This window comes from Pseudomonas sp. LBUM1668 (assembly GCF_059695715.1).
This window is the reverse complement of record NZ_CP166787.1, coordinates 1,059,587-1,081,409: the sequence shown is the minus strand read 5'-3', so window position 1 is coordinate 1,081,409 and position 21,823 is coordinate 1,059,587. Positions and strand designations below refer to the sequence as shown.

18 protein-coding genes are annotated in these 21,823 nt (G+C 58.8%); 12 read left to right on the top strand and 6 right to left on the bottom strand.

The genetic code is table 11. The features are described from left to right. The first annotated feature begins 89 nt into the window (after positions 1 to 89). From ACA061_RS04705 to ACA061_RS04695, 3 genes are all read left to right on the top strand, one after another. On the top strand, positions 90 to 1,034 hold the full coding sequence (locus tag ACA061_RS04705; RefSeq protein WP_497300714.1) for an ornithine cyclodeaminase family protein: 945 nt from the start codon (positions 90 to 92) through the stop codon (positions 1,032 to 1,034). A gap of 215 nt (positions 1,035 to 1,249) precedes the next feature. After that, positions 1,250 to 2,377 carry an NAD(P)/FAD-dependent oxidoreductase gene (locus ACA061_RS04700; protein ID WP_150617204.1) on the top strand — a complete coding sequence of 376 codons (1,128 nt, stop codon included), beginning with the start codon at positions 1,250 to 1,252 and terminating at the stop codon, positions 2,375 to 2,377. A gap of 92 nt (positions 2,378 to 2,469) precedes the next feature. Next, positions 2,470 to 3,096, top strand: a complete 627-nt coding sequence (locus ACA061_RS04695; RefSeq protein WP_150597492.1) for a helix-turn-helix transcriptional regulator — start codon at positions 2,470 to 2,472, stop codon at positions 3,094 to 3,096. A gap of 124 nt (positions 3,097 to 3,220) precedes the next feature. On the opposite strand, the gene ACA061_RS04690 is transcribed toward ACA061_RS04695, so the two are convergent. The 6 genes from ACA061_RS04690 to ACA061_RS04665 all read right to left on the bottom strand — a co-directional run bounded on the left by ACA061_RS04690 (position 3,221) and on the right by ACA061_RS04665 (position 8,558). Beyond that, positions 3,221 to 3,997: an ABC transporter substrate-binding protein gene (locus ACA061_RS04690; protein WP_150617203.1), complete on the bottom strand. Its 777-nt coding sequence runs from the start codon at positions 3,995 to 3,997 to the stop codon at positions 3,221 to 3,223. A gap of 298 nt (positions 3,998 to 4,295) precedes the next feature. Further along, complete coding sequence (moaE, locus tag ACA061_RS04685) at positions 4,296 to 4,748, bottom strand: molybdopterin synthase catalytic subunit MoaE (protein WP_497300712.1); 453 nt, start codon at positions 4,746 to 4,748, stop codon at positions 4,296 to 4,298. Between the two features lie 3 nt (positions 4,749 to 4,751). After that, complete coding sequence (locus tag ACA061_RS04680) at positions 4,752 to 4,994, bottom strand: MoaD/ThiS family protein (RefSeq protein ID WP_150617201.1); 243 nt, start codon at positions 4,992 to 4,994, stop codon at positions 4,752 to 4,754. Next, a complete protein-coding gene (moaC, locus tag ACA061_RS04675) occupies positions 4,991 to 5,464 on the bottom strand; it encodes a cyclic pyranopterin monophosphate synthase MoaC (protein WP_210701472.1) in 474 nt (157 codons plus the stop codon). The genes ACA061_RS04680 and moaC overlap by 4 nt, the downstream gene beginning before the upstream one ends. A gap of 228 nt (positions 5,465 to 5,692) precedes the next feature. Continuing rightward, on the bottom strand, positions 5,693 to 7,084 hold the full coding sequence (locus ACA061_RS04670) for a PhoH family protein (protein WP_150617200.1): 1,392 nt from the start codon (positions 7,082 to 7,084) through the stop codon (positions 5,693 to 5,695). 349 nt (positions 7,085 to 7,433) lie between these two features. After that, the gene (locus ACA061_RS04665) at positions 7,434 to 8,558 is read right to left on the bottom strand and encodes a polysaccharide deacetylase family protein (RefSeq protein WP_150617199.1); all 1,125 of its coding nucleotides are present in this window, start codon (positions 8,556 to 8,558) and stop codon (positions 7,434 to 7,436) included. A gap of 268 nt (positions 8,559 to 8,826) precedes the next feature. Here ACA061_RS04665 and yaaA point away from each other — a divergent pair, with 268 nt between their 5' ends. From yaaA to ACA061_RS04620, 9 genes are all read left to right on the top strand, one after another. Beyond that, on the top strand, positions 8,827 to 9,606 hold the full coding sequence (gene yaaA, locus ACA061_RS04660; RefSeq protein ID WP_150617198.1) for a peroxide stress protein YaaA: 780 nt from the start codon (positions 8,827 to 8,829) through the stop codon (positions 9,604 to 9,606). An 811-nt stretch (positions 9,607 to 10,417) separates the two neighbouring features. Beyond that, positions 10,418 to 11,734 (top strand): nucleotide sugar dehydrogenase, encoded by a 1,317-nt coding sequence (locus ACA061_RS04655; protein WP_150603721.1) that lies wholly within the window; start codon positions 10,418 to 10,420, stop codon positions 11,732 to 11,734. 98 nt (positions 11,735 to 11,832) lie between these two features. Next, positions 11,833 to 13,317 carry a mannuronan synthase gene (alg8, locus tag ACA061_RS04650; RefSeq protein ID WP_411959664.1) on the top strand — a complete coding sequence of 495 codons (1,485 nt, stop codon included), beginning with the start codon at positions 11,833 to 11,835 and terminating at the stop codon, positions 13,315 to 13,317. Between the two features lie 35 nt (positions 13,318 to 13,352). Then, on the top strand, positions 13,353 to 14,522 hold the full coding sequence (locus ACA061_RS04645; RefSeq protein ID WP_150603720.1) for an alginate biosynthesis protein Alg44: 1,170 nt from the start codon (positions 13,353 to 13,355) through the stop codon (positions 14,520 to 14,522). Between the two features lie 9 nt (positions 14,523 to 14,531). Beyond that, positions 14,532 to 16,040, top strand: coding sequence for an alginate biosynthesis TPR repeat lipoprotein AlgK (gene algK / locus ACA061_RS04640; RefSeq protein WP_210554562.1), 1,509 nt, complete (start codon positions 14,532 to 14,534; stop codon positions 16,038 to 16,040). After that, positions 16,037 to 17,524, top strand: a complete 1,488-nt coding sequence (locus tag ACA061_RS04635) for an alginate export family protein (RefSeq protein ID WP_150603718.1) — start codon at positions 16,037 to 16,039, stop codon at positions 17,522 to 17,524. The genes algK and ACA061_RS04635 overlap by 4 nt, the downstream gene beginning before the upstream one ends. Positions 17,525 to 17,550: 26 nt before the next feature. Continuing rightward, on the top strand, positions 17,551 to 19,122 hold the full coding sequence (gene algG, locus ACA061_RS04630; protein WP_150617196.1) for a mannuronan 5-epimerase AlgG: 1,572 nt from the start codon (positions 17,551 to 17,553) through the stop codon (positions 19,120 to 19,122). A 10-nt stretch (positions 19,123 to 19,132) separates the two neighbouring features. Beyond that, on the top strand, positions 19,133 to 20,593 hold the full coding sequence (locus tag ACA061_RS04625; protein WP_497300709.1) for an alginate O-acetyltransferase: 1,461 nt from the start codon (positions 19,133 to 19,135) through the stop codon (positions 20,591 to 20,593). Between the two features lie 8 nt (positions 20,594 to 20,601). After that, the gene (locus ACA061_RS04620) at positions 20,602 to 21,726 is read left to right on the top strand and encodes a mannuronate-specific alginate lyase (protein WP_150617194.1); all 1,125 of its coding nucleotides are present in this window, start codon (positions 20,602 to 20,604) and stop codon (positions 21,724 to 21,726) included. Positions 21,727 to 21,823 lie beyond the last annotated feature (97 nt).

The window sequence follows — 21,823 nt, the reverse complement described above, 5'->3', positions numbered from 1 at the left end:
GCCCGGCTTTTTTTCCGGAGCATCTTGCCCGACAAAACTAAAAGTCCATAATAGACAAATAAGTTTAGATTTCGCTTCCGGAGCCTGACATGTCCAGTACGCCCTACGTGATCGACCAAACCCAGGCCCGTGAGTTGCTGGCCCGCATTGATGTGCCGCAGACATTGCGCAAACTGTTCCGTGATCTCGCTGCCGGTAACGCGGTACAACCGGCGCAGCAACTGGTGGAATTCCCACAGGGCGCTGGCGACTTCATCAACTATCTGGGAGTGCTGGCCGAAGACGGTGTGTACGGCGTGAAGACCTCGCCGTACATCGTCCGCGAGCAAGGCCCGCTGGTGACCGCTTGGACATTGTTGATGTCGATGCAGACCGGCCAGCCCTTGCTGCTGTGCGATGCCGGCGAACTGACCACTGCGCGTACGGCTGCGACTACCGCAGTGGCCGTCGATGCCCTCGCCCCACTGGATGCGCGGCGACTGGCGATCATCGGCAGCGGCAAAGTTGCACAGGCGCATCTGCATTACGTGAAGTCTTTGCGCGACTGGCAAAGGATCAGTGTGTATTCGCCGAGCCTGAATGAGGATCCTGAAACCCAGGCGCAGCTCAAAGCCATTGCTCCCCTGCTGACGGTTGCCAAGAGCCGTGAAACTGCCCTCGCCGATGCCGATGTGATCATGCTCTGCACTTCGTCAGCGGGGCCGGTGATCGACCCGGCAGCACTGAGCAAACCCGCGTTGATCACCTCGATCAGCACCAACGCCCCCCGCGCCCATGAAGTGCCACCGCAAAGCCTCAACGACATGCAGGTGTTCTGCGACTACCGTCTGACCACACCAGGCTCGGCGGGCGAAATGCTGATTGCTGTTGAGCAACATGGCTGGGGCAAGGATTCGATCATGGGTGACCTCGCCGATCTGCTCAGCGAGAAAGTCCCGCGCCCGGATTACGACCGCCACGTGTTTTTCCGCTCGATCGGACTGGGTCTGGAAGACATTGCCCTGGCCAATGCGGTTTATCGCCTGAAGCACTGACACCTCGATCCCCTGTAGGAGCTGCCGCAGGCTGCGATCTTTTGATCTTGCCTTCAGAAAATCAAAATCAAAAGATCGCAGCCTGCGGCAGCTCCTACAGAAAACGCATTCCAGAGTGGATGTCGCCAAAGGCAGATCCACAGAAAACGCATTCCAGAGTGGGTGTCGCCAAAAGGCAGATCCCACAGAGAACCTCGATACCTTTGGAGATGTTCATGAGCCAGGCAGATTTCATCATCATCGGCGGCGGGATTGCCGGCGCTTCCACCGGTTTCTGGCTGTCGCCCCACGCCAAAGTGATTGTGCTGGAGCGTGAATCTCACCCGGCCTATCACTCCACCGGGCGGTCCGCCGCCCTGTTCACCGCTGCTTATGGCACACCGCAGGTACGCGCGCTGACTCAGGCCAGCCGTGAGTTTTTCGACCAGCCGCCGGCCGGATTCTGCGAGCACCCGCTGCTGACCCCACGCGGAGAAATGACCGTGGATTTCACCGGTGACGCCGCCGAACTCAACAACCAGTACCTGAGCGCCAAAGCCACGGTGCCGCAAATGCAACTGCTCAGCGCTGATGAAGCCTGCGCGCGCCTGCCGATCCTGCGCCGGGAAAAAGTCCACGGGGCGATTTACGACCCGACAGCCTGTGACATCGATACCGACGCCCTGCATCAAGGCTACCTGCGCGGTATCCGCCGCAACCACGGAGAGGTGCACACCGACTGCCAGGTGCTGAGCCTTGAGCGCGATGCCAATAATGTCTGGCAGGTGCAGACCAACGGCCAGACCTTCAGCGCGCCAGTGATCATCAACGCGGCCGGCGCCTGGGCCGACAAGATCGGCGCAATGGCCGGTGCACAATCGCTGGGCCTGCAACCGAAACGCCGCGCCGCATTCATATTCGCCGGACCCGAAGGCGTCGACATTCATCATTGGCCGATGCTGGTCAGCCTCGACGAATCGTTCTACATGAAACCCGACGCCGGCATGTTCCTCGGCTCGCCAGCCAATGCTGACCCGGTCGAACCCCACGACGTGCAGCCTGAAGAACTGGACATCGCCATGGGCATCTATCAGATCGAAGAAGCCACAACGCTGACCATTCGCCGCCCGACGCGCACGTGGGCCGGTTTGCGCAGTTTCGTCGCCGACGGTGATTTGCTCAGCGGGTTCGATGCACAGGTGCCGGGCTTGTTCTGGGTCGCAGCCCAGGGCGGATACGGCATCCAGACGTCACCGGCGATGGGCCAGGCCAGCGCGGCTCTGGTACGGGGTCTGCCGTTACCCGAGCAACTGCGTCAGTTCGGTCTGAGCAGCAACATGCTCTCCCCTGCCCGGCTCGGTTAATCCGCGCTGCGGATGACGCGCCCAACCGATTGCGGCAAACTCGCAGCGCCCCTGTTCATGGGGGCGCTGACGCTGCCTGGAGCTCCACTGTCATGACCGCCCCCGAACTCGACCCGGCACTGGATAACTTCCGGGCCATCGCCGACGCCATCGCCACGCTGTTTTTTCCCCACGCCGAAGTGGTGCTGCACGATTTGCGCACGCAAAAAGTCGATTACATCGCCAACAATCTGTCCAAACGCGAGATCGGTGACGAGTCGTCACTCGAAGACATGCTCAGCGAAGACGTCAGCGAGCGGAACATCGGCCCGTACGAAAAGTTGAATTGGGATGGTCAGAAAATCCGCAGCCTGAGCAGCGTGCTGCGTGACAGCGAAGGCCTGCCGCTGGCGGTGCTGTGCATCAATCTGAATATTTCGCTGTTCGAGAATGCCAAGGCGGCACTGGATCTGTTCCTGTCGCCGAGCAAACTGATCCCGCAACCCGACTCACTGTTTCGCGATGACTGGCAGGAGCGCATCAACACGTTCCTGCACGCCTGGCTGCGCGAGCGGCAATTGAGCCTGAATCTGCTGACCCGCGATCACAAACGTGAACTGGTGCTGGCGCTGCACGCCGAAGGCGCGTTCAAGGGCAAGAGCGCCTCGAACTATGTGGCCAATGTGCTGAACATGGGGCGGGCGACGGTGTACAAACACCTGAAGGAATTAAAGGGCTGAAGATTCGCGGTGATTGATCTGGCCCCATCGCTGGCAAGCCAGCTCCCACAGGGATTTTGATGTACACAAAATCTGTGTACGACTCGATCACTGTGGGAGCTGGCTTGCCAGCGATAACGGACTATCAGTCGCCGTAGATATCGGACTTGAAATACTTCTCGGAAATCTTCTGATATTCGCCGCTCGCGCGAATCCCGTCGATTGCGGTGTTCAGCTCGCTGACCAGCTCACTATTACCCTTGCGCACCGCAATCCCCGCACCTTCGCCCACATACTTCGGATCCTTCAGCTCCGGGCCGACAAACGCATAGCCCTTGCCGCGTGGCATCGACAGAAAGTCATTCAGCGGAATGGTGTCGGCAAAAATCGCATCAAGGCGACCGGCTGCCAGGTCCATGTAAATCTCTTCGTTGTTGCTGTAGCGCTTGACGTTGACGCCCTTGGGTTCAAACACCTCGGTGGCATAGCGGTCGGTCGTGGTCGCACGCTGCACGCCGACGTTCTTGCCCTTGAGGCTGGCGTATTGGTCATCGACCGTGGCGCCTTCCTTCATCACCAAACGCGACGAAGTGAAGTAATACTTGTGTGTGAAATCCACCGACTTCTTGCGGTCTTCGTTGATGGTCATGGACGACAGCGCCATGTCGATTTTCTTCACTTTCAACGAAGGAATCAGGCCATCAAACTCACCTTCGACCCACACGCACTTGGCCTTCATCTGCGCGCACAAGGCATTGCCGATGTCGTAGTCGAAGCCGACGATTTCGCCTTTGTCGGTTTTCGAGGCGAATGGCGGATAAGCAGCTTCGATACCGATGCGCAGGGTTTTCTCGGCGGCGAAGACGCTGGAGCACGCCAACAGACTGAGGGCCAGACCGGTGATGAGGGGGAGTTTCTTCATGTTCATTCTCTCGCGGGTTGTTGTTGGTTTGGCAAGATGAAGAAGAGCAGCTGGGAGCGGGGAGCTACGAGCGGCAAGACTGAAGCTTTTTTTATACTTGGAAATCCATATTGGACTCGATAGTACAAATCGTCAATCGAGGGATAAGAGAGTCTAAGAGGTTTTTGGTGTTGCGGATGGCCTCATCGCTGGCAAGCCAGCTCCCACAGGTTTCAGTGGTGCACAAAAAAATGTGCATGACGCAAAACACTGTGGGAGCTGGCTTGCCAGCGATGACCGACTGAAGAACGCTACAGGACTATTTGTTCCAGCGATCCGCCGCCGCATGATCACTGTCCCGCCCCTCAACCCAGCGCGGCCCATCACTGGTGTTTTCCTTCTTCCAGAACGGTGCACGGGTTTTCAGGTAATCCATGACGAAAGCGCAGGCGTCGAACGCTGCCTGGCGATGGGCGCTGGCAGCGCCGACAAACACGATGGGCTCGCCCGGTTCCAGCGCGCCGATGCGGTGCAGCACTTCCAGTTTCAGCAACGGCCAGCGCTGCTCGGCCTCGACGGCGATCTTGCCGAGGGCTTTTTCAGTCATGCCCGGATAGTGTTCGAGAAACATCCCCGCCACATCCAGCCCGTCGTTGAAGTCGCGCACGTAGCCGACAAAACTCACCACCGCGCCGACGCCGACATTGGCCGCGTGCATCGCGTTGACTTCAGCACCCGGATCGAACGGCGCGGCCTGCACACGAATCGCCATGACTCAGCCTCCGGTCACTGTGGGGAAAAATGCCACTTCGTCACCCTCGACCACCGGCTCGTCGAGCTGGCACAAATCTTCGTTGCGCGCGCACATCAGGTTCTGCTCGCTCAATACCTCGGCGCCGTCACGCTGCGCCAACAGCGCGCGCACGTCATCGACGGTGGCGAAATCGCCGTCGACCGTTACCGAGTCAACGCCCAGCGCTTCACGGTAACGGGCAAAAAACTTAACCGTCAGCTTCATGCTTGATCCGCCTGAAAGTGCCCGCTCTTGCCGCCGACCTTTTCCAGCAGACGCACGCTTTCGATGGTCATGCCGCGATCCACCGCTTTGCACATGTCATAGATAGTCAGCGCGGCGACGCTGGCAGCGGTCAGCGCTTCCATCTCGACGCCGGTCTGCCCGGACAATTTGCAACGCGCGACGATGCGCACGGCGTCTTCGCCTTCAGCGCTGAGCTCGACTTTGACGCCAGTGAGCATCAGCGGATGGCACAGGGGAATCAGATCGCTGGTTTTCTTTGCAGCCTGAATACCGGCAATGCGCGCCACGGCGAACACGTCACCCTTGGGATGGCCGCCGCTGACGATCATCTGCAACGTTTCGGGGAGCATGCGCACCAGCGCTTGAGCCGTCGCTTCACGAAACGTCACGGCTTTTTCAGTGACGTCGACCATGTTGGCGCGACCTTGGGAATCGAGATGAGTCAGCACGGGATTACTCCTGATCAGGAGCGGGGATTGTAAACCTGCGAGTCAAATTTCCGCACGCACCGATTCACATATCTCCCTGTAGGAGCTGCCGGAGGCTGCGATCTGTTGATCTTGCTTTTTAGAACCAAAATCAAAAGATCGCAGCCTTCGGCAGCTCCTACACTTGATCGGCATTTATCCATAAAAAAACCGGGCAGCTTTTTCGGCCGCCCGGTTTGTTTCGAAGGGTTACAAATGCGTTTCGGCGTATTCGGCCAGGATCGAGCGAGGCACCCCTTGCAGGGTGATGTGCACACCGTTAGGGAAATCCTTGAAACGTTCGGTCAGGTAGGTCAGCCCGGAGCTGGTCGCGGACAGGTATGGGGTGTCGATCTGTGCGAGGTTACCCAGGCACACCACTTTGGAACCCGCGCCGGCCCGGGTGATGATGGTTTTCATCTGGTGCGGCGTGAGGTTCTGGCATTCGTCGATCAGGATCAGGCTCTGCTGGAAGCTGCGACCGCGAATGTAGTTGAGCGATTTGAACTGCAACGGCACTTTGCTGAGGATGTAGTCGACGCTGCCATGGGTGTTTTCGTCATCCATGTGCAAGGCTTCGAGGTTGTCGGTGATGGCGCCCAGCCAAGGCTCCATTTTTTCCGCTTCGGTGCCAGGCAGGAAGCCGATTTCCTGGTCCAGGCCCTGCACGCTGCGGGTGGCGATGATGCGCCGATAACGCTTGCTGACCATGGTCTGCTCGATCGCAGCGGCCAGCGCCAGAATGGTTTTACCGGAACCGGCCGCACCCGACAGGTTGACCAGATGGATGTCCGGATCGAGCAGCGCATACAGCGCCAGGCTCTGGTAGATGTCACGCGGTTTCAGGCCCCAGGCTTCCTGGTGCAACAGGGGTTCCTGATGCAGATCGAGAATCAGCAGACGGTCTTCGTCAATCTCCTTGATCCAGCCAACGAAGCCCTGTTCATCGATGATGAACTCGTTGATATGCACTGCTGGCAGGTTATCGATCAGCTTCACTTCGTGCCAGGTGCGGCCGTGGTCCTGACGGGTTTCAACCTTGCTCACCAGGTCCCAGAAAGAGCCGGTCATGTTGTGATAACCGTTGGGCAGCAGCGACACGTCATCGACCAGTTGGTCGGTGCTGTAGTCCTCGGCCGCGATCCCGCAGGCGCGCGCCTTGAGGCGCATGTTGATGTCTTTGGTCACCAGAACCACAGGTTTCTGTGGGTCACGGGTGTGCATATCGATGAGTTGGTTGATGATTTTGTTGTCGTTCAGATGCTCGGGCAGAATCAGATTCGACTCGGCCTGCTTGCTCATCAGAATTGACAGCAAGCCTTTCGGACCACCCTTGCCGCGCTGAATCGGCACGCCCAGTTCGACGTCCTCGGGGGAGGCATCGCCCAGGGTCTTGTCGATCAGCCGGATGGCCTGACGGCATTCGGCGGCAACGCTGTGATGCCCGCTCTTGAGCTTGTCCAGCTCTTCCAGCACGGTCATCGGGATCGCGACGTGGTGTTCTTCGAAATTAAGCAGGGCGTTTGGATCGTGAATCAGTACGTTGGTATCGAGTACATAAAGGATTGGCTGGTTGGAAGGGCTACGTCCGTGATCATCCATACTCGGTCACCTTTGTCAGAGCCATTCGACGCAATACCTCTACAGTGCTGCGCCTCGAAGTGACTGCCGATTCATCTGCCGGGCTTTTATTGAAAGAGGCAGGTGACTTGCACACAAAGTGGGTCTTGGAAGACGCCACCTGTGTTGCAGGTTTCGGCGGTCTGTCTTCGTAATACTCCAAAACCCATGACAGGAAAAAGCACTTTGACGGTTTTTTGAAGTTTATTTTGCAGAGTGACGAAAAGCCCTTGGCGGACCGTTCAGACCCCGCTAAAGTCGGAAGTCCGCCTGCATCGAATCCTGTAAAAAAATCGCCCCAAGCCCAATGTTTACGGGCTTCCTTCGTTTCTCAGCGAAACCCGTCCAGACAGTCTTCCCAACCGATGCCGCTTTGCGAAGTTTGCGTGATCAGCCAAGGCATGGCGGTCTTCACGGCATCCTGTTTCATGTTGAAATTGATCACTCCGTGACGCCACAACAGCATCAGGGTCAATACTCGTTGCGCACTCTGCGGGCCTTTGAGTTTGCCTGCGCCGTCCGCGGCATCGATGTCCCAAAGCGCCACTTGCAGGCCCTGCGTGTTAAAGAAGCCTTTTGCATCGCTGCGCCGCTGGCCATCTGGCGGACGAAACAGCGGTACATAGTTTTCCGGCAGTTTGTTCTTCACCAGATCGGCACTGCGGCGCACCGAGTCCTGCCAGTCCTGCCAATGGCTGTGGGAACGGAACTCCCAACCCTGCACGCCGACGCATTGCTGCGAGAACGCCGCTTGCAGGCCGCTCACGGAACGGTCACCCAGTCGCGCCTGAATATCCTTGCCCAACATGAAGAACGTGCCGCTCATGTTTGACTTGCGCAGGTACTCGGTGAGCCAATCGGTGTTGTCCGGTTGCGCGTTGGCGGCGCTGTCGAAGGTCAGCAGAAACAGTCGGTCATGCATCTCGTCGCCGTTGCGCTCATAGTCGCCGAAACGATCGATTTCGCTGCTGGTCTGCGGGAACAGCGCAGCCTTGCGCAGCAGTTCGTCCAGATACTGCAAATGGAAGATCCGACTCGGCTCGGCCCACTTGGTGTAATAGCTGTCATCGCTGACGACGAATTTGGCGGCCTGCTCACGCAGCGTCGGCAAATCTTCGACGAGGAAGCAGAAAGAGGCGTCCTGATCGCAACTCTGCTGGGCGAAGTTGTAGTTGGCCAGCAAGCGCTGCCACAGGCGCTCGCGCAGGCTGTTGACTGAGTCCAGATTGACCGTGCGCAGGCCCAGACGCTGAGCCAGCGCGGCCTCCGTCATCGATTCGGTGCCGAGCAAGCCGCGGGCAAACATGAGGATTTCCGCCCGTGAAGCGACGTCGAACAGCGTCGGGCTGCTCAGTTGCTCAGGCCAGGTGCCGCGATCCAGCGTCGCCACATCGCCCGGCGCCGCGACGGCTCCGAAGCTCAACAGCCACGCGGTGAATAAAAGAACAATGCGCAATGGGGTGTCTCCGTCACAAAACCCGGGAGGCACTATATCGCGGGTGGATCAAAAGAAAGATCAAAAGATCGCAGCCTGCGGCAGCTCCTACAGGTTCACGCCACAGACTCGAGGCCACTTCATGCCAGGCGCACACTGTAGGAGCTCTCGAGCCCCAGCGAGGCAGCGATCTTGTTCCATGACACCACCGATCACCTATTACGCTCATAGCTGGAGTCAACACCGACAACCCCCTAGAATCGCCCCCACGATTAAAGGAGACGACTTCATGCTGATGGTGATTTCCCCCGCCAAGACCCTCGATTACGAAACGCCGCCGGCGACCCAGCGCTTCACCCAGCCGCAATATCTCGACCACTCCCAGGAACTGATCCAGCAGTTGCGCGAGCTATCGCCGGCGCAGATCAGCGAGCTGATGCACGTCTCCGACAAGATCGGCGGGCTCAACGCCGCGCGTTTCGGCAGCTGGACGCCAGCGTTCACTCCGGAAAACGCCAAGCAGGCACTGCTCGCGTTCAAGGGTGACGTCTACACCGGTCTCGATGCGCAGTCCTTCAGCGAAGCGAATTTCGATTACGCGCAAAAACACCTGCGCATGCTTTCCGGCCTCTATGGCCTGCTGCGCCCGCTGGACTTGATGCAACCGTATCGTCTGGAAATGGGTACCAAACTGGCCAACGCACGTGGCAAGGATTTGTACGCGTTCTGGGGCACGCGCATCAGTGAATGGCTGAACGAAGCATTGGCCGAGCAAGGCGATGACCTGCTGCTCAACCTGGCGTCCAACGAGTACTTTTCGGCGGTCAAACGCACCGCGTTGAATGCGCGAATCATCAATGCCGATTTCAAGGATCTGAAAAACGGTCAGTACAAGATCATCAGCTTCTACGCAAAAAAGGCCCGTGGCCTGATGAGCCGTTTCGTGATCCAGGAAGGTATCAACGATCCAGCCCACCTCAAGCAGTTCGATGTTCAGGGTTATCGCTACAGTGCTGAACAATCCAAACCGGACAATCTGGTGTTTTTGCGCGATCACGCCCCCGAATAAAGCATGCCTATTGCACGACTCTTTCTATCGAGAGTCGTGCAGCTCGCACGATGTCAAAAATCCCTCGCTACATATCGCCATTTTTATGGCGCCATAAAATCAACAGCCTCTTTTTTAATATTAGTTTCACTCGACACTGATCATTTTTTTCAGTAGTGGCACCTAATTTTTTTCACTGTAGTGGCACAAAACTATCTAACGTGATTATTCGCCTGTTAATAAAGGTCGGAAACGAAGGTGCCATCAAATTGAGACTAGTGCCATCTTCGACAATATTTCAAGAAATTTCAGATTTCGCGATGAGTGGACAGGAACTTCGTCCAAATGCATAGCTCATACCACCGGTAACGATTCTCGCCGAGTTTGTACGAGATAACTTACGCAAGGCAGATAGTCATGTAACCAAGTTGTCACAGCAACTTGCCTAGATGACTAACTAGTCTGAAAGCAAACTGAAGGTCAGGAGATACGCACCATTAATATCCCCTGCAAGGCCATGGCCACGCCCCTATAAACGTGCTCGCCTGAGCACCCAACCGCTTGATTTACAAGGCTTCCACCTGACATCAAGCGCGTAAAAACGATTGCACCAAGGTCTTCACCAATGAAGATCGGCTGCATAACAGGGCATGCCATAACAACAAGGCCTGGTTGCGCACATCTTGAGTGCACTTATTTAGACACTCGGAACTTAGTATGCCTGCACACGGCATTGTTGCGCCTGTGCGTCGCACTTTCGAGTGCACTAACGAACGCTGAACACCATTAACTCCGGCCCTCTAGTGGCCTGATATATACAGAGGTAATTGCGATGCGCATCAGCATATTTGGTTTGGGTTACGTTGGCGCAGTGTGTGCCGGTTGCCTGTCTGCACGGGGCCATGACGTGGTTGGCGTCGATGTAGCCAAAGACAAGATCGACATGATCAACGCTGGCAAATCTCCCATTGTTGAGCCGGGTCTGGGCGAACTGTTGCAGCAAGGTATTCAGAACGGACGTCTGCGCGGTACGACCAACTTCGCCGAAGCGATTCGCGATACCGACCTGTCGATGATTTGCGTCGGCACGCCGAGCAAAAAGAACGGCGACCTGGAACTGAACTACATCGAGGCCGTGTGCCGCGAGATCGGTTTTGTTCTGCGTGACAAGACCACCCGCCACACCATCGTGGTGCGCAGCACCGTACTGCCGGGCACTGTCGCAAACGTTGTCATCCCGATCCTCGAAGACTGCTCCGGGAAAAAGGCTGGCGTCGATTTCGGCGTTGCGGTCAACCCTGAGTTCCTGCGTGAATCCACCGCGATCGCCGACTACGACCTGCCACCGATGACCGTTATCGGCGAGTTCGACAAGGCCTCGGGCGACGTTCTGCAATCGCTGTACGAAGAACTCGACGCACCGATCATCCGCAAGGACATCGCCGTTGCCGAAATGATCAAGTACACCTGCAACGTCTGGCACGCCACCAAAGTGACCTTCGCCAACGAGATCGGCAACATCGCCAAAGCGGTCGGCGTCGATGGCCGTGAAGTGATGGACGTCGTTTGCCAGGACAAGACCCTCAACCTGTCCCAGTACTACATGCGTCCAGGCTTCGCTTTCGGCGGTTCGTGCCTGCCGAAAGACGTCCGCGCCCTGACCTACCGCGCAGGTTCGCTGGACGTCGAAGCGCCACTGCTCAACTCGCTGATGCGCAGCAACGAATCGCAAGTGCAGAACGCCTTCGACATCGTTGAAAGCCACGACAAACGCAAAGTCGCCCTGCTCGGCTTGAGCTTCAAGGCCGGCACCGACGACCTGCGCGAAAGCCCGCTGGTGGAACTGGCTGAAATGCTGATCGGCAAGGGTTACGACCTGAGCATCTACGACAGCAACGTCGAGTACGCCCGTGTTCACGGCGCGAACAAGGACTACATCGAGTCGAAAATCCCGCACGTGTCGTCCCTGCTCAATTCGGACTTCGACTCGGTGATCGACAACTCCGACGTGATCATCCTCGGCAACCGCGACGAGAAGTTCCGTGCGCTGGCTCAGCAAGCACCGGACGGCAAACAGGTCATCGACCTGGTCGGCTTCATGGCCAAAGCCACCGACGCTGGCACCCGTACCGAAGGTATCTGCTGGTAAAGCAGCCCTAAGCGACAAGCCTCGAGCTGCAAGCCAAAGCGTTTCGCTTGCAGCTCGCAGCTTGCGGCTTGAAGCCTTCTCACCTTCGGATGACGGTCATGTCGAACAAGCTCAAACATTTTTTTCTGCAATCCGCCGGCTGGCTTTTTTATCTCAGTCTGCTGATGGGCCTGGCCTTGATGCTGCCCACGTCCACATTCGACTCCGAGTCGAAGGACTTCATTTTCCTGATTGGCGCCGTGGGTATCTGGCGCTACTCGATGGGTGCAACGCACTTTGTGCGCGGCATGATTTTTCTCTACATCGTCTACCCGCACCTGCGCCGTAAAGTGCGCAAGCTGGGCAAGGCGGCAGATCCGTCGCACGTGTACCTGATGGTCACCAGTTTCCGTATCGACGCGCTGACCACAGCGCAGGTCTACAGCTCGGTGATCCGCGAAGCGATCGACTGCGGACTGCCGACCACCATGGTCTGCTCCATCGTCGAAATGTCCGATGAGTTGCTGGTCAAAGCGCTGTGGGCGCGAATGAATCCGCCGGATCGAGTGAAACTCGACTTCGTGCGCATTCCCGGCACCGGCAAACGCGATGGCCTGGCCTACGGTTTCCGCGCCATCTCCCGTCACTTGCCGGACGACCGCGCGGTCGTCGCCGTGATCGATGGCGACACCGTGCTCGCCGAAGGCGTAGTGCGCAAAACCGTGCCGTGGTTCCAGCTGTTCGGCAACGTCGGCGGCCTGACCACCAACGAATTCTGCGAAGTGCGCGGCGGCTACATCATGAGCGAATGGCACAAGCTGCGTTTCGCCCAGCGCCACATCAACATGTGCTCGATGGCCCTGTCCAAACGCGTCCTGACCATGACCGGCCGGATGTCGGTATTCCGCGCCTCCGTGGTGACCAATCCGGACTTCATCGCCGATGTGGAAAGCGACTCGCTGCAACACTGGCGCCTGGGCCGCTTCAAGTTTCTGACCGGCGACGACAAGTCGAGCTGGTTCAGCCTGATGCGCCTTGGCTACGACACGTTCTACGTGCCGGACGCGGCGATCCACACCGTGGAACACCCGCCGGAAAAGAGCTTCATCAAGGCCAGCCGCAAACTGATGTTCCGCTGGTACGGCAACAACCTGCGCCAGAACTCGCGTGCGCTGGGCCTGGGTGTGAAACGCCTCGGCGCCTTCACCTCGGTGGTGCTGTTCGACCAGCGCGTGTCGATGTGGACGTCGCTGCTCGGCCTGACCGTGGCAATCATCGCCAGCTTCAAGTACGGCACCGCGTTCATCCTGGTGTACCTGCTGTGGATCGGCATCACCCGCCTGATTCTGACGCTGCTGTTGTCCTGCTCAGGGCACAAGATCGGCCCGGCTTACCCGGCGATTCTTTATTACAACCAGATCGTCGGTGCGTTGGTGAAGATCTACGTGTTCTTCCGCCTCGACCAACAATCCTGGACTCGCCAGCCCACTTCCCTGACCCGTGATCTCGCCAGCTTTCAACGTTGGTTCAACACTTGGTCGTCTCGGACCATGACCTTCTCCGCCGGCAGCATTTTCGTCGCCGTGCTGCTGATGATGGTCTGACCCGCCCCTATTGAATTAACAAGGAAATCGCCCCTATGAATACCGCCGTCAACGCCAACGTAGTGCATGAATCCGAAGCCCAGCGCCAGCACGCCCGAGTGAAAATCCCGGCCAAACTGCGTTTCTTCGGCCCCGACCGGACGCCGATGGAGGCGCGGGTCCTCGACCTGTCCGCCGGTGGCCTGGCGTTCAACGCCGGCCAACTGCCGCTGACTATCGGCGAGGTGTACAAGGCGCGTCTGCAATTCGTCATCGACAACCTTGGCCTGGCCATGGACGTCGAATTGCAAGTGCGTTCCTTTGACCGCCAGACCGGCCGCGCGGGTTGCCAGTTTCAGAACCTTGAGCCGCAGGATATTTCCACCCTGCGCCACCTGATCACTTCGCACCTGGCTGGCGACATCGTCAGCATGGGTGAAGTACTGGCGACCCTGCAGCGCGACAACTTCACCAAGGCGCGCAAGGTCAAGGACGGCGGCCACGGCATGACCCCGTTCGGGCGTCTGAAAGCCGTGACGTTCAGCGCCGGGATCTTCGCGGTCGGTCTGATCGCGGCGGGTTTCATTGCCAAATCGGTGTACGGCATGTACTTCGTCAGCCATGCACAGGCCGGTCTGGTCAGCGTGCCGGGCATGAACATCACCATGCCGCGTGACGGCACCGTGCAGAGCCTGATCAAGTCCGACGGCGTTGCGGCCAAAGGCGCGCCACTGGCGACCTTCAGCACCAGCATGCTCGACGTGCTCAAGGGCCACATGCAGGAAGATCAACTGTCGCCCGCCAAGGTTGAAGAACTGTTCGGCAAGCAAATGACCGGCACCCTCACCTCGCCGTGCGATTGCACCGTGGCCCAGCAACTGGTGGCTGACGGTCAATACGCGAGCAAGGGCGACGTGATCTTCCAACTGGTGCCGCGCAACACCGAGGCCAATGTGGAAGCACGCTTCTCCTATCGCCAGTTCGGCGACGTGCGTCCGGGCACCCCGGTGAGCTTCCAGATCGCCGGCGAAGACAAGATCCGCACCGGCAAGATCGTCAGCAGCACCAGCCTGAAAAGCGCCGACCTGTCCTCCGACATCCGCGTGCAGATCAAGCCTGACGAGTCGCTCGACAGCAGCCTCGCCGGCCGCCCGGTGGAAGTGAACAGCGACCGTGGCCCGAACCTGAACTGGCTGATCGACAAAGCCATGGCTGCCGGTCTTTAAGTCGAGGACATGCCTGTGACTATCACCAGTCTTTTCAGAACGCCACGATCCCTGTGGGAGCTGGCTTGCCAGCGATCGGATCAATGTGGTCCAGCTGAAACACCGAGTCGCCTGAATCGCTGGCAAGCCAGCTCCCACAAAGGATCAGTGTGTGCCTTGGCATTGGCAGTCAGTCTGGCCGGTTGCGCCGGCCTGCCCGATCAGCGTCTGGCCAACGAAGCGCTCAAGCGTGGCGATACCGCCACTGCTGCGCAGAATTATCAGCAACTGGCCGATCTGGGCTACAGCGAAGCGCAAGTGGGCCTCGCTGATATCCAGGTCGACAGCCGCGACCCTGCGCAAATGAAACAGGCCGAAGCGACTTATCGCGCAGCGGCCAGTGTTTCGCCGCGTGCTCAGGCACGTCTGGGTCGCTTGCTGGTGGCCAAGCCCGGTTCGACCGAAGCCGAGCACCACGAAGCCGAAACCCTGCTGAAAAAAGCCGCCGCCAATGGCGAAGGCAACACGTTGATCCCGCTGGCGATGCTCTACCTGCAATACCCGCACAGCTTCCCGAACATCAACGCTCAGCAGCAGATCGATCAGTGGCGCAAATCCGGCTACCCGGAAGCAGGTCTGGCGCAGGTGCTGCTGTATCGCACCCAGGGCACTTACGACCAGCATCTGGATGACGTGGAAAAAATCTGCAAAGCCGCGCTCAACACCACCGACATCTGCTACGTCGAACTGGCCACGGTCTATCAGAAACGTGCCCAGCCAGAACAACAGGCCGAGCTGATCAAGCAAATGCAGGCCGCTTACAGCCGTGGCACCGTCACTGCGCAGCGCGTCGATTCGGTTGCCCGTGTACTGGCCGATTCGACTCTGGGCAAGACTGACGAAAAAACCGCGCAGTCGCTGCTTGAGCCAATCGCTCCGGGCTACCCGGCGTCGTGGGTCACCCTCGCGCAATTGCTTTACGACTTCCCCGAACTGGGCGACGTCGACCAAATGATGAAGTACCTGGACAACGGCCGAGCCGCCGACCAGCCACGCGCCGAACTGTTGCTGGGCAAGCTCTACTACGAAGGCAAAGTGGTTCCGGCCGATGCGAAGGTCGCCGAAGAACATTTCCAGAAAGCCGTCGGCCGCGAAGTCGCCGCCGACTATTACCTCGGCCAGATCTATCGCCGTGGTTACCTGGGCAAGGTTTACCCGCAGAAGGCTCTCGACCATCTGCTGACCGCTGCGCGCAACGGCCAGAACAGCGCCGACTTCGCCATCGCCCAACTGTTCTCCCAAGGCAAAGGCACCAAGCCCGACCCGCTCAACGCGTATGTCTTCAGCCAACTGGCCAAGGCACAAAACACCCCGCAAGCCGATGAACTGGCGACCACCATCGCTGCCCAATTGCCGCCCGAGCGTCTGGCCGAAGCCCAGCGCCTGCTGCAACAGGAACAGGCCAGCCGTGGCGCCCTGAACCCGAACACGCTGCAACTGCACGCCCTGCAAGAAGAAGACGGCGAGGAAAAACTATGAAGCTCAATCCATTCGTGAAGGCCGGCATTGGCCTCACATTCGCGCTGATCTGGTCTTGCCCGACACTGGCCGCGATGACTGAAAGCAAGAACTTCGGCCTGGAAGTGAAGATCACCGGCCAGTCCGAAGACGACCGTGACCTCGGTACCGCCAGCGGCGGCGACGTCAACGGTGTCGGCCTTGACCTGCGTCCGTGGGTCTACGGCGAGAGCGGCGCGTGGAGCGCCTACGCCATGGGCCAAGCGGTGACCTCGACCGACATCATCGAGACCGACACCCTGCAGCAGTCCGACAGCGACGGCACCCAGACCACCGACAACGGTGATCGCAAGACCAAGAAAAACTACCTGGCGATGCGCGAATTCTGGGTCGGCTACAGCGGCCTCACGCCTTACCCGGGCGAGATGCTCAAGCTCGGTCGCCAGCGCCTGCGCAATGACGACGGCCAATGGCGCGACACCAACATCGAAGCGCTGAACTGGACCTTCGACACCACCCTGTTGCGTGCCAACGCCGGTGTTGCCGAACGCTTCAGCGAGTACCGCACTGACCTCAAAGAGTTGGCGCCGAAAGACAAGGATCGCCTCCACGCCTACGCCGATGCCGCTTACCAGTGGACACCGGGCAACTGGGTCGGGATTCGCGGTCACCATACTCACGATGACGGCAAACTCGACTATCCAGAACCCGGCGTTGCCGGCGATTCGCTGGACAAGAAAGAGAATGGCGACATCAGCTGGATCGGCCTGACCGCCGACAGCGACGCCTACAACTGGCGCAACACCAACACCGTCAACTACTGGGGCAGCATCACCGGCATGAGCGGCGACCGCGACACGGTCAACGCGTTGAATGCCGATGGCAGCCGCCCGACGCAAGCCAAACGCAGCGATGACGTCAACGGCTGGGCCACTGACATCGGTGTGCGTCTGCGCCTCGATCCGCAATGGCAAGTCGGTGCCGCGTATGCCCGCGCCAGCGCCGATTACGAACAGACCGGTCTGGAAAGCAACCGCTCGAACTACACCGGTACACGTTCACGCGTTCACCGTTTCGGCGAAGCGTTCCGTGGCGAAATGAACAACATGCAGACCGCTACGTTGTTCGGCTCGTGGATGCTCAACGACGAGTACGACGCCAGCCTGATCTACCACAAATTCTGGCGCGTCGACGGCAACAAGCCAGTCGGCAGCAACGGTATCAACGCCGTCGAGAACAACACCGACGACGTCACCGGCGCAATCTTGTCCAGCACCTCGTTGCCGCTTGAAGACGGCAACAAGGACATGGGTCAGGAGATGGATCTGGTCGTCACCAAGTACTTCAAGCAAGGCCTGTTGCCGGCCGCATTGAGCCAGTCGATCGATGAGCCTTCGGCCCTGGTGCGTTTCCGTGGCGGCGTGTTCAAGCCGGGCGATGCCTACGGCAAGCAGGTTGATTCGTACATGCACCGCGCGTTCATCGACGTGATCTGGCGCTTCTGATGCCAACCGCCAAGGGAGTGCCCGACATGAACAGTGCCCGCAAAGGCTCACTCAGCCTGCTGGCCGGCGCGATGCTGCTGGCCTCGGCAGGCGCCTTCGCCAGCGTGGAGCCGGCGAAGCCAGCGACCACGGCGAAAGAGCTGCAACAAGCCAAGACCTACACCGTCAGCAGCGCACCGACCGAGGCGCTGAACCTGGCCGCGCCGACACTGCCGGACATCTCCGGCTACACCGCCGAAGCCGCCGCCGCGAAGATCGTTCGCAGCAAGGCGGGCAAGGTCAGTGTGCGCCGGATGATGCAGGAAGACGCTCTGAAGGACTTCATCGGCGGCGACAACAAGATGGCCGAGTGGGTGGTGCGTCAGCACGGTATTCCGCAGGCGATCTTCGTCGACGACGGCTACATGAACCTCAAGGATCTGGCGAAGAAACTGCCCAAACAGTACTTCAGCGAAACCTCGCCGGGCGTGTACCTGGCGAAGTTGCCGATCGTGGTTGGCCGCAAGGGCATCCTCGAAATCGACGGCCAGACTCAGGAGTTGCGCCTGTCCCAAGAGGCCGGTTCGTTCCTGGTCAACGACGGTCAGCTGTTCGTGCGTGATACCAAAATCACTGGCTGGCGCGAGAAGGAAAACGGCCCGGCAACCTTCCGTTCGCCGAAAGAATTCCGCCCGTTCCTGCTCGCCTGGGGTGGCACCGAGACTTACATCGTCAACAGCAAGATGGCCAGCTTCGGCTACGCCAACAGTAAGTCGTACGGCGTGAGTATTTCCCAGTACACACCCAACATGGCCAAGGTCCTCAAGCGCGCCGAGCCGACTGGCTGGATCGTCGGTTCCGAGTTCTCGGACATGTGGTACGGCTTCTACTGCTACGAGACCCGCGACTTCGTGGTCAAGGGCAACACCTACAAAGACAACATCGTCTACGGCATCGACCCACACGACCGTTCTCACGGCCTGATCATTGCCGAGAACACCGTTTACGGTACGAAGAAGAAGCACGGGATCATCATTTCCCGTGAAGTGAACGACAGCTTCATCTTCAACAACAAAAGCTACGACAACAAACTCTCGGGCCTGGTGATCGACCGTAACAGCGTCAACAACATCATTGCCTACAACGAGATTTACAAGAACCACACCGACGGCATCACCCTCTACGAGTCTGCCGACAATCTGCTGTGGGGCAACAAGGTCATCAGCAACAAGCGCCACGGCATCCGCATTCGTAACAGCGTGAACATCCGCCTCTACGAAAACATCGCCATGGCCAACGGTCTGACCGGCGTCTACGGCCACATCAAAGACCTGACCGACACCGACCGCGACATCAAGCTCGATCCGTTCGATGCGCAGGTATCGCTGATCGTGGTCGGCGGTGAACTGGCGGCCAATGGCAGTGGTCCGCTGTCGATCGACTCGCCATTGAGTGTTGAGCTGTATCGCGTATCGATGCTGGCGCCGACCAAATCCAGCGGCATCAGCTTCAACGGCATCCTCGGCGAGCGCCAGGATGAAATTCTTGACCTGCTGGTGCGCCAGCAGAAAGCCGTGCTGATCGACCCTGTCGAACGCCAGACCGAAATGCAGGACTGAGGATAATTTTATGCACCCACACTTGATCAAATTACTCAGCCTGTCGGCCCTGACCATGGGCATTCTGGCGGCCAGCAATGGCGCCCGCGCAGATGAAGCCAGCGCCGTCACACCGCCCAGGTTCACCGCTGATCCGTGCTGCAACCTGTGCCCGGAAGCGCATGACGCGAAGAATTACACCACGCGCTATCAGCAGAACTTCACCACGCTGGTACAGGCGCAAGGCGACTGGTTGTTCCGTACCCAGGAAGACCTGCGCACCGAGTTCAACACCACCCCGGCCGGCTACAAACGCATGCAGCAACTGCACGATGCGTTCAAGAGCAAAGGCGTCGAGCTGGTGATTGTCTATCAGCCGACCCGTGGTCTGGTGAACCGCAACAAGCTCAACCCGCAGGAAAAAGCCGCGTTCGATTACGAGAAAGCGTTGGGCAACTACAAGACCATGCTCGGCCGTTTCGCCAAGATGGGTTACGTGGTGCCGGACTTGTCGCCGCTGACCAACGAATCGCTGCCAGACACCCTGCCCGCCCACGATTTCTACTTCCGTGGCGACCAGCACTGGACGCCATACGGCGCGCAGCGCACGGCGAAAATCGTCGCCGAGAAGGTCAAGCAGATCCCGGCCTTCGCCGACATTCCCAAGCGTGAGTTCGAGACCAAGAAGTCCGGGCGCATGGGCAAGACCGGCACCCTGCACAACATGGCCGGGCAACTGTGCGGCACCAGTTACGCGATCCAGTACATGGACCAGTTCACCACCGAGCCGAAAGGCGAAGCGGGCGACGGCGACCTGTTCGGTGATTCCGGCAACCCGCAAATCACCCTGGTCGGCACCTCGCACAGTGGCAAAAACTACAACTTTGCCGGTTTCCTCGAAGAGTCGATCGGCGCCGACATCCTCAACGTCGCGTTCCCGGGCGGTGGTCTGGAAGGCTCGATGTTGCAGTACCTGGGCAGCGACGAGTTCCAGAAAACCCCGCCGAAAATTCTCATCTGGGAATTCTCGCCGCTGTATCGCCTCGACCAGGAAACCATCTACCGCCAGATGATGGCGCTGCTCGACAACGGCTGCGAAGGCAAAGATGCACAGATGACCGGCAGCGCCACACTGAAGCCGGGCAGCAAGCAAGAACTAATGGTCAACAGCAAGAACCTGAACCTGCAGAACAGCAGCCATCAGGTCGACATTCGCTTCGCCGACACCTCGGTGAAAACCCTGCAAGCCACCCTCTGGTACATGAACGGTCGCCACGAGGACATCAAGATCGAGAAGCCGGAAACCTCCGACACCGACGGTCGTTTCGCCTTTGAGTTGCGCACGGACGAAGACTGGGCCTCGCAAAACCTGCTGGCAGTCGAAGTTCAGGGCCCGGAAGCGGGCGCCGCGCCACAGAAAGTCGAAGCGAAAATCTGCAAACGCAACGTATTCCCGGGCGCTGGGCAACAAACCGCTCAGGCCGGGCAATGAGGTCTGCTATGCGAAATCCGAAATTGAAAACTCTTTTAGCGCCGACGCTGCTCGGGCTGGCGATCTTCGCCGGCACCGCGCAGGCCGCCGCGCCGCTGCGTCCACCTCAGGGCTATTTCGCCCCTGTGGATAAATTCAAGACTGGCGACAAAAGCGAAGGCTGCGATGCAATGCCGACGCCGTACACCGGCGCGCTGCAATTTCGCAGCAAATACGAAGGCTCGGACAAGGCCCGTTCGACCCTGAACGTGCAGTCGGAAAAAGCCTTCCGCGACACCACCAAAGACATCACCACGCTGGAACGCGGCACCGCCAAACGCGTGATGCAATTCATGCGTGACGGTCGCCCGGAGCAGCTCGAATGCACGCTCAACTGGCTGACCGCTTGGGCCAAGGCTGACGCCTTGATGTCGAAAGACTTCAACCACACCGGCAAGTCGATGCGCAAATGGGCGCTGGGCAGCATGGCCTCTTCGTACATTCGCCTGAAATTCTCCGACTCGCATCCGCTGGCTCAACACCAGCAGCAAGCGCAGTTGATCGAGGCATGGTTCAGCAAAATGGCCGACCAGGTCGTCAGCGATTGGGACAACCTGCCGCTGGAAAAAACCAACAACCATTCGTACTGGGCGGCGTGGTCGGTGATGGCGACGTCCATCGCCACCAACCGTCGCGACCTGTTTGACTGGGCGGTGAAGGAATACAAGGTCGGCGTGAATCAGGTCGACGCCGACGGTTTCCTGCCCAACGAACTCAAGCGCCAGCAACGCGCCCTCGCCTACCACAACTACGCCCTGCCGCCGCTGGCGATGATCGCCAGTTTTGCGCAGGTCAATGGTGTCGATCTGCGTCAAGAAAACAACAGTGCGCTGAAACGTCTGGGTGATCGGGTGCTGTCGGGTGTGAAAGACCCGGATGAATTCGAGAAGAAGAACGGCAAAGAGCAAGACATGGACGACCTCAAGGTCGACTCCAAATTCGCCTGGCTCGAACCGTTCTGCACCCTCTACACCTGCCCGGCCGATGTGATCGAGAAGAAGCACGGCATGCAACCGTTCAAGACCTTCCGCCTTGGCGGGGATCTGACCAAGGTCTACGACCCGTCCCACGAAAAGGGCGACAAGGGCTCCTAGGCCAAACACAAAACCCTGTAGGAGCTGCCGAAGGCTGCGATCTTTTGATCCTGTTTTTTAAAGATCCAGATCAAAAGATCGCAGCCTCCGGCAGCTC

Excerpts from the sequence above, each read along its gene's own strand:
- ACA061_RS04705 (WP_497300714.1), top strand. The coding sequence starts at position 90 with ATGTCCAGTACGCCCTACGTGATCGACCAAACCCAGGCCCGTGAGTTG.
- ACA061_RS04700 (WP_150617204.1), top strand. The coding sequence starts at position 1,250 with ATGAGCCAGGCAGATTTCATCATCATCGGCGGCGGGATTGCCGGCGCT.
- ACA061_RS04695 (WP_150597492.1), top strand. The coding sequence starts at position 2,470 with ATGACCGCCCCCGAACTCGACCCGGCACTGGATAACTTCCGGGCCATC.
- ACA061_RS04690 (WP_150617203.1), bottom strand. The coding sequence starts at position 3,997 with ATGAAGAAACTCCCCCTCATCACCGGTCTGGCCCTCAGTCTGTTGGCG.
- moaE (WP_497300712.1), bottom strand. The coding sequence starts at position 4,748 with ATGGCGATTCGTGTGCAGGCCGCGCCGTTCGATCCGGGTGCTGAAGTC.
- ACA061_RS04680 (WP_150617201.1), bottom strand. The coding sequence starts at position 4,994 with ATGAAGCTGACGGTTAAGTTTTTTGCCCGTTACCGTGAAGCGCTGGGC.
- ACA061_RS04670 (WP_150617200.1), bottom strand. The coding sequence starts at position 7,084 with ATGGATGATCACGGACGTAGCCCTTCCAACCAGCCAATCCTTTATGTA.
- yaaA (WP_150617198.1), top strand. The coding sequence starts at position 8,827 with ATGCTGATGGTGATTTCCCCCGCCAAGACCCTCGATTACGAAACGCCG.
- ACA061_RS04655 (WP_150603721.1), top strand. The coding sequence starts at position 10,418 with ATGCGCATCAGCATATTTGGTTTGGGTTACGTTGGCGCAGTGTGTGCC.
- alg8 (WP_411959664.1), top strand. The coding sequence starts at position 11,833 with ATGTCGAACAAGCTCAAACATTTTTTTCTGCAATCCGCCGGCTGGCTT.
- ACA061_RS04645 (WP_150603720.1), top strand. The coding sequence starts at position 13,353 with ATGAATACCGCCGTCAACGCCAACGTAGTGCATGAATCCGAAGCCCAG.
- algK (WP_210554562.1), top strand. The coding sequence starts at position 14,532 with ATGCCTGTGACTATCACCAGTCTTTTCAGAACGCCACGATCCCTGTGG.
- ACA061_RS04635 (WP_150603718.1), top strand. The coding sequence starts at position 16,037 with ATGAAGCTCAATCCATTCGTGAAGGCCGGCATTGGCCTCACATTCGCG.
- algG (WP_150617196.1), top strand. The coding sequence starts at position 17,551 with ATGAACAGTGCCCGCAAAGGCTCACTCAGCCTGCTGGCCGGCGCGATG.
- ACA061_RS04625 (WP_497300709.1), top strand. The coding sequence starts at position 19,133 with ATGCACCCACACTTGATCAAATTACTCAGCCTGTCGGCCCTGACCATG.
- ACA061_RS04620 (WP_150617194.1), top strand. The coding sequence starts at position 20,602 with ATGCGAAATCCGAAATTGAAAACTCTTTTAGCGCCGACGCTGCTCGGG.